General features: G+C 60.2%; 10 protein-coding genes. 7 read left to right on the forward strand and 3 right to left on the reverse strand.

The window, feature by feature from the left end; translation table 11 throughout:
* Positions 1-33 precede the first annotated feature (33 nt).
* Together M5B43_RS19010 and M5B43_RS19015 are read left to right on the forward strand one after the other, a co-directional pair.
* On the forward strand, positions 34-474 hold the full coding sequence (locus M5B43_RS19010) for a hypothetical protein (protein WP_248751544.1): 441 nt from the start codon (positions 34-36) through the stop codon (positions 472-474).
* Positions 471-875 carry an META domain-containing protein gene (locus M5B43_RS19015; RefSeq protein WP_248751545.1) on the forward strand — a complete coding sequence of 135 codons (405 nt, stop codon included), beginning with the start codon at positions 471-473 and terminating at the stop codon, positions 873-875. Before M5B43_RS19010 ends, M5B43_RS19015 begins: the two co-directional genes overlap by 4 nt.
* A gap of 63 nt (positions 876-938) precedes the next feature.
* Here M5B43_RS19015 and M5B43_RS19020 read toward each other — a convergent pair whose 3' ends face one another.
* A complete protein-coding gene (locus tag M5B43_RS19020; protein WP_248751546.1) occupies positions 939-1,400 on the reverse strand; it encodes a TlpA disulfide reductase family protein in 462 nt (153 codons plus the stop codon).
* Positions 1,401-1,515: 115 nt separating this feature from the next.
* Between M5B43_RS19020 and arsC the strand changes: the two genes are divergently transcribed.
* Genes arsC through M5B43_RS19035 form a run of 3 tightly spaced genes read left to right on the forward strand, consistent with a single transcriptional unit; the run spans position 1,516 to position 2,868 of the window.
* On the forward strand, positions 1,516-1,869 hold the full coding sequence (arsC, locus tag M5B43_RS19025) for an arsenate reductase (glutaredoxin) (RefSeq protein ID WP_248751547.1): 354 nt from the start codon (positions 1,516-1,518) through the stop codon (positions 1,867-1,869).
* On the forward strand, positions 1,866-2,480 hold the full coding sequence (wrbA, locus tag M5B43_RS19030; protein WP_248751548.1) for an NAD(P)H:quinone oxidoreductase: 615 nt from the start codon (positions 1,866-1,868) through the stop codon (positions 2,478-2,480). The genes arsC and wrbA overlap by 4 nt, the downstream gene beginning before the upstream one ends.
* Positions 2,464-2,868 carry a DUF2069 domain-containing protein gene (locus tag M5B43_RS19035; RefSeq protein WP_248751549.1) on the forward strand — a complete coding sequence of 135 codons (405 nt, stop codon included), beginning with the start codon at positions 2,464-2,466 and terminating at the stop codon, positions 2,866-2,868. Before wrbA ends, M5B43_RS19035 begins: the two co-directional genes overlap by 17 nt.
* 113 nt (positions 2,869-2,981) lie before the next feature.
* Here M5B43_RS19035 and M5B43_RS19040 read toward each other — a convergent pair whose 3' ends face one another.
* Together M5B43_RS19040 and ttcA are read right to left on the reverse strand one after the other, a co-directional pair.
* Positions 2,982-3,653 (reverse strand): DNA-3-methyladenine glycosylase I, encoded by a 672-nt coding sequence (locus tag M5B43_RS19040; protein WP_248751550.1) that lies wholly within the window; start codon positions 3,651-3,653, stop codon positions 2,982-2,984.
* A gap of 67 nt (positions 3,654-3,720) precedes the next feature.
* Positions 3,721-4,545 carry a tRNA 2-thiocytidine(32) synthetase TtcA gene (gene ttcA / locus M5B43_RS19045; protein ID WP_248751551.1) on the reverse strand — a complete coding sequence of 275 codons (825 nt, stop codon included), beginning with the start codon at positions 4,543-4,545 and terminating at the stop codon, positions 3,721-3,723.
* A gap of 302 nt (positions 4,546-4,847) precedes the next feature.
* On the opposite strand from ttcA, the gene M5B43_RS19050 reads away from it, so the two are divergent.
* Both M5B43_RS19050 and M5B43_RS19055 read left to right on the forward strand, forming a co-directional pair.
* Positions 4,848-5,450: a Yip1 family protein gene (locus M5B43_RS19050; protein ID WP_248751552.1), complete on the forward strand. Its 603-nt coding sequence runs from the start codon at positions 4,848-4,850 to the stop codon at positions 5,448-5,450.
* Between the two features lie 127 nt (positions 5,451-5,577).
* Positions 5,578-6,072 (forward strand): SprT family zinc-dependent metalloprotease, encoded by a 495-nt coding sequence (locus M5B43_RS19055; protein ID WP_248751553.1) that lies wholly within the window; start codon positions 5,578-5,580, stop codon positions 6,070-6,072.
* Positions 6,073-6,338: the final 266 nt, after the last annotated feature.

A 6,338-nucleotide genomic window follows, 5' to 3' on the forward strand; every position in this document is an offset into this window, starting at 1 on the left:
CGTGATAGGATGCCGCGCCTATTTGGAGGATCCATGGCCGAACACGATTTCCGCTTCAGCTTGCTGAGCCCGCAACACACTCTGATCGAATGCCGCGCCTTGGTGCCGGGCCGTTACCAGGTCACCGGCAACGGTGGTTCGATCAAGCATGGCGACGTCTTGATCGTCACCCTGCGTGGCAGTAAAACCCTGTCGATGCGCCTGACGGTCGAAGGCGACGCGCGCTACTCCATCCGCCCAGCGGGCCAATGGGTCGCCATGGCCCAAGGGCCGAAATTCGGCGAATTGGAGATTCACACCTGGAAGGTCAACTGCGACAGCTGCGAAGCCGTGCTGGAGTTTGAATTCGCGGTAGAAACCAAGCTGACCAAGGAGCCGCTGCAACCTGCCGCCAACGCGCGCATCAAGGAGCTCGGCTGGGCCAGCGAAGGCGACAAACACCGCTGCCCGAAATGCCAGCAGGCCGCACAATGAAAGGCCCACTGCTGCTCGCTGCGGTCGGTGTTGGCTTGTCGGGCTGCGCCGGCGATGCGGTGAAGCTCGAGCAGGACCACAGCTACGTGGTGGAGTGGATCGGTGAGCGGCCGTTGATGGACTATGCACACCTGACCGTCACCCTCGGCGCCGATGGCCGTGCCTATGGCAACGGCGGCTGCAACCACTGGTTTGCGCCGTACACGCTGGATGGCGAAAAACTCAGCTTCGGTAAAATCGGCAGCACCCGCAAGCTCTGCGCCGAGGCCCTGATGGAGCAGGAACATCGCTTCTTCCAGACCCTGCAGACCGTCGAGCGCTGGGACATCTCGCCGATTGAACAAACCCGCTTCTGGCCGGCTGAAGGCAAGCCCATTCGCTTGTGGCTTGAAGAAGGCTGATAGCGCCGACCGCAGGCTCAATGGGCTCTAACTGTGGGAGGGGGCTTGCCCCCTCCCACAGTTTCAACCGCGCAGGGCCTTGAGCTTGGCCAGTACACCTTGCGCCGTCTGCTCACCCATCAACTGTTCGCGCACCTTGCCCTTGTCATCGATGATGTAGGTCACCGGCAACGCCTCGCTGCGCGGTATATCAAAAATCCCCTCCGGGTTCTGCGCCAGCACGGTGAACTTGATGCCCAGCTTATCACTGGCTTCCTTCAGCTCTGCACCCTGCACATTATCGAAATTAACCCCGAACACGCCGACCTTCTGCCCCTTCAACTGCTCGGCCAACGCATTGAGCTCAGGGATTTCCGTACGACACGGGCCACACCATTCCGCCCAGTAATTGACCACCAGCCATTGCTTGTCCAGGCGTTCGGCCGCCACTTTCTGGCCATATTGATCAACGCCGTAGTCGTTACCGCAGCCGCTGAGCAGCAGGGTTGTGATGATCGCCAATGCACCGATCAGTCGCCTTGTCATGGGGTAATCCTTCGCAAAAATGAACGTTGGCTGCGACCTATCGCCTCTTACGGTTTAAGGACGGGCCGCAGCGCAGGTAGAATACCCGCCACCTTACGCAAGATGCGACCCGCACATGACCGATCTGACGCTTTATCACAACCCGCGCTGCTCGAAATCGCGCGGTGCGCTCGAACTGCTGGAAGCCCGCGGCCTCACCCCAACCGTGGTGCGCTACCTGGAAACCCCGCTGGACGCCGCGAAAATCAAAGCCCTGCTCGGCAAACTGGGGATCGGCGCACGCCAACTGCTGCGCACTGGCGAAGACGAATACAAGACCCTCAACCTGGCCGACGCCAGCCTCAGCGAAGCGCAGTTGATTGCCGCCATCGCTGAACATCCCAAGTTGATGGAACGCCCGATCCTGGAAACCGCCGACAAAGCCATCATTGGCCGCCCGCCGGAAAACGTGCTGGAGATCCTGCCGTGACGACGCCGTATGTGCTGGTGTTGTATTACAGCCGCAATGGATCGGTGAGTGAAATGGCCCGCCAGATTGCCCGGGGCATTGAACAAGCCGGGCTGGAGGCGCGACTGCGCACCGTGCCGGCGATCTCCGCCGAGTGTGAAGCGGTGGCGCCCAGTATTCCAGACGAAGGCGCGCTGTATGCCAGCCTGGATGACCTGAAGCACTGCTCGGGCTTGGCCCTGGGCAGCCCAACGCGCTTCGGCAACATGGCGGCGCCGCTCAAATACTTCCTCGACGGCACCAGTAACCTGTGGCTCACCGGTGCTCTCGTCGGCAAGCCGGCCGGGGTTTTCACCTCCACTGCCAGCTTGCACGGCGGCCAGGAAACCACGCTGATGTCGATGCTGTTGCCACTGCTGCACCATGGCATGCTGATCACCGGCCTCCCCTACAGCGAGCAGGCATTGCTCGATACCAAGGGCGGCGGTACGCCGTATGGCGCCAGCCACCATTCCGGGCCGGATGGCAAGCGCATGCTGGACCAACATGAAATCGCACTGTGTCGTGCCTTGGGCTTGCGCCTGGCAAACACCGCCATCCTGCTGGAGGGCGGTCGTGGCCAGGAAGCCTAAGGTCCTGCCGGCACAGGCGTGGCTGGAGCCGCGCGTCAAGGTCGCACGCGCAGTGAGCCTGTTGGCATTCTTCGGCCTGGTGGGTTTGCTGTGCGGGTATTACCTGTTTGTCGCCGACCTGCACGGTGCACGCCCGTGGGTGATCCTGCTGATCGAACTCGTGCCGCTGCTGATACTGGCACCGGGGATGCTGCTCGGCAGCGCACGCGGGCATTCGTGGATGTGCTTTGTGGTGAACCTGTATTTCATCAAGGGCGCATTGGCCGCGTACGACCCGAACCGACAGTGGTTCGGGGTACTGGAGATGTTGGCGAGCCTGGCGGTGTTTTGTACGGCGTTGCTGTATGTGCGCTGGCGGCATCAGTTGAACCGGCGGTTGGCCGATTGACTTACCCTTTGTAGGAGCGAGCTTACTCGCGAAGATCGTTAACGATTACGCGCTTATGCGGGTTTAACGCGTTGCCCTCAGGTTCTTCGCGAGCAAGCTCGCTCCTACAGTGGTCAATGGTTGACGGTGTACGCCAACATCATCGACAACTGGCACATCGGCCGCCCACTCTCGGCATGCCACTGGTTGAACGCGCCCTGCACCGTCGCCAAGTCACGCAGGCTGGTCGGTGCCTTGTCGACGATCTTCTGCGCGTTCAGTGCCGCCACCACATCATCGCTCGGTACAAACGTGTCCTTGCCCACCATGCGCAGGAAACGCGGCGCCGACAGCCCGCCCAACTGGTGGCCGTGCTTGCTCAGGTACTTCCATAGGCCAACGATGTCGGTTACCGGCCAATCGGCGATAAACGCGCCGAAGCTGCCCTTTTCCTGCTCAATATCCAGGATCATCTGCGCATTGCGCGGCACACTCTTGAGCTTGCCCAGGTGCCGGATGATGCGGGTGTCCTGCATCAGGCGCTCCAGGTGCTCGGCCCCCATCAACACGACTTTCTGCGGGTCAAAACCGAAAAACACCTGCTCGAACGCCGGCCACTTGGCATCCACTACGCTGTGCTTCAAGCCCGCACGAAATACCCGCAGCGCCAAGGTCGACAGGTAGCGGTCGTCGCTGATCTTGCGCAATTGCGCCGGGGTCTTGGGCACAGGCAGATGGGCGTCCAGCTCGGCCGCCGAACCAAAGCGATTCAGACAATATTCGTGCAGCCACTTGTAATCGCGCATGCCCTCTCCTGGCAATTGAATTGAAAACGGCGCCCGCAAGCGCCGTGTGTCAGAGCGTTGAATGGGCTCAGAGGTTCACAACATTGACGAAGCGCGAAGCGGCAGTCTCATCAATTTTCAGGCTGGTGAAGTCGAACAGGTTGCGGTCGGCCAACTGCGAGGGGATCACGTTCTGCAGGCTGCGGAAAATGCTTTCGGTACGACCCGGCGTCTTGCGCTCCCAATCCACCAGCATTTCCTTGACCACCTGGCGTTGCAGGTTTTCCTGGGAGCCGCACAGGTTGCACGGGATGATCGGGAATTGCTTGAAGTCGGAGTAAGCCTGGATGTCCTTCTCGTTGCAATACGCCAGCGGGCGGATCACCACGTTACGCCCGTCATCGGCGCGCAACTTGGGCGGCATGGCCTTGAGGGAGCCGTTGAAGAACATATTCAGGAAGAAGGTCTCGACGATGTCGTCCCGGTGGTGCCCCAGGGCCATCTTGGTCGCGCCGATCTCATCGGCAAACGTGTAGAGCGTGCCACGGCGCAGGCGCGAGCACAGCGAGCAGGTGGTCTTGCCTTCCGGAATCAGCTCCTTGACCACCGAATAGGTGTCTTTTTCGACGATGTGGTACTCGATGCCCAGCGCTTTCAGGTAGGCGGGCAGCACATGCTCGGGGAAGCCCGGTTGTTTCTGGTCCATGTTGACGGCGACGATCTCGAACTTGATCGGCGCAACCTTTTGCAGGTGCAGCAGCACGTCGAGCAGGGTGTAGCTGTCTTTACCGCCGGAGAGGCAGACCATGACCTTGTCGCCCTCCTCGATCATGTTGAAATCGGCGACTGCTTCACCGGCCAGGCGGCGCAGGCGTTTTTGCAGTTTGTTCTGGTTGACCGTAAGAGTGCCCATGGCGCTTGGATCCACTGGAGGTGTGTGACGAAAAGCCGGGTATTTTACCGATATGAGCGACCGAGTTCCAATGTGGGAGGGGGCAAGCGCCCCTCTCACCTCTGCCGGCGCCGCCATTGACAGACCGAGCGGCGATTAGGGCCAACGTTTACAGCGCGATTTGCTCTAAAGCCCTACAGTTTTTCCGGTCATCACTTTCTATACTGCGACTTGAGGTCGCACATATATCCAGACCTTTGCGGCCATTTGGCCCGTAGGCGCTCCGATGGGGGGCGATGGTAATAACGACAGGAGTGACTGGCATGATCCATCACGTCGTGGGGCTTTTTACCCATCCCGACCAGGAATGGCGGGAAATTCGTGGCGATAAAGAAGAAAGCATCGGCCACATGTACCTCACTCACACCTTGATCCTGGCGGCGATCCCCGCCATATCGGCCTTTATCGGCACCACCCGGGTCGGCTGGGTCATCGGCAGTCGCGCGCCGGTCATGCTGACCCAGGAAAGCGCATTATGGATGACCCTCATGTCCTACGCCGCCATGCTCGGGGGTGTGGCGGTGATGGGCGCGTTCATCCACTGGATGGCCCGTACCTATGATGCCAGCCCAAGCATGTCCCGCTGCGTGGCCTTTGCCACCTACACCGCGACACCGCTCTTCATCGGCGGGCTGGCGGCGCTCTATCCGCACATGTGGCTGGGCATGGCCGTGGGCACGGCGGCGATTTGCTACACGGTGTACCTGCTGTATGTGGGGCTGCCGACCTTCATGAGCATCGACCCGGACGAAGGCTTCCTGTTTTCCAGCTCGGTGCTGGCCGTGGGCCTGGTGGTACTGGTGGCGATCATGGCCTTTACCGTGATCGTCTGGGGCCTGGGTGTCGGCCCGATCTACACAAACTGAGCGTTCCAACCACAGGCAAGGCCACCGCAAGGTGGCTTTGTGCGTTATGCATGACCATTCGGCGCCTGACAGATTCGGAAACACCCAGCTTTGCGGCATACTGGGCGTCTCTGGAGATATGTACAGCATGCCCGAGCAACTCAATACCCGCGTCGAAGATTGTTTCCTGCAAGCCGAATCCTTTTTCAAACGAAGTTTCAAACGCCCTCAGGTCAGCCTCAAGCTGAGGGGCCAGAAAGCCGGTGTTGCGCATTTGCACGAGAACCTGCTGCGTTTCAACCCCCAGTTGTACCGTGAAAACAGCCAGCACTTCCTGAAACAAACCGTGGCCCACGAAGTGGCGCACCTGATAGCCCACCAGTTATTTGGCGAACGCATCCAGCCGCATGGTGAGGAATGGCAGTTGATTATGCGCGGCGTCTATGAACTGCCGCCGGACCGTTGCCACACCTACGAAGTCAAGCGTCGCCAGGTGACCCGGTACATCTACCGCTGCCCGTGTGCCGATAGTGATTTTCCGTTTTCGGCCCAGCGTCATGGCTTGGTGAATCAGGGGCGGCGTTATCTGTGTCGCCGCTGCCGGCACACCCTGGTGTTTACCGGCGAAACCCGCGTCGAGTAATTTTTCGCTGGTTCTGGGGGGGCATCGCGGGCATCGATATCGACACAATTACCGTCGAACGCAAAATCTGTGACAAATCGGCTGTTGTGGCGAGCGGGCTTGTCCCGCGTTGGGGCGCGTAGCGCCCCCTAAGAAGGACGAATGCGGTGTATCCGATACTGCGCAGAGACAGTTTTGGGGGCTGCTGCGCACCCCAACGCGGGACAAGCCCGCTCGCCACAGGGGAATATGACTGCCCTTCAAAAGTTGTGTAGATACCGATGTTC

Source organism: Pseudomonas sp. MWU15-20650 (genome assembly GCF_023242475.1).
Classification (GTDB): domain Bacteria; phylum Pseudomonadota; class Gammaproteobacteria; order Pseudomonadales; family Pseudomonadaceae; genus Aquipseudomonas.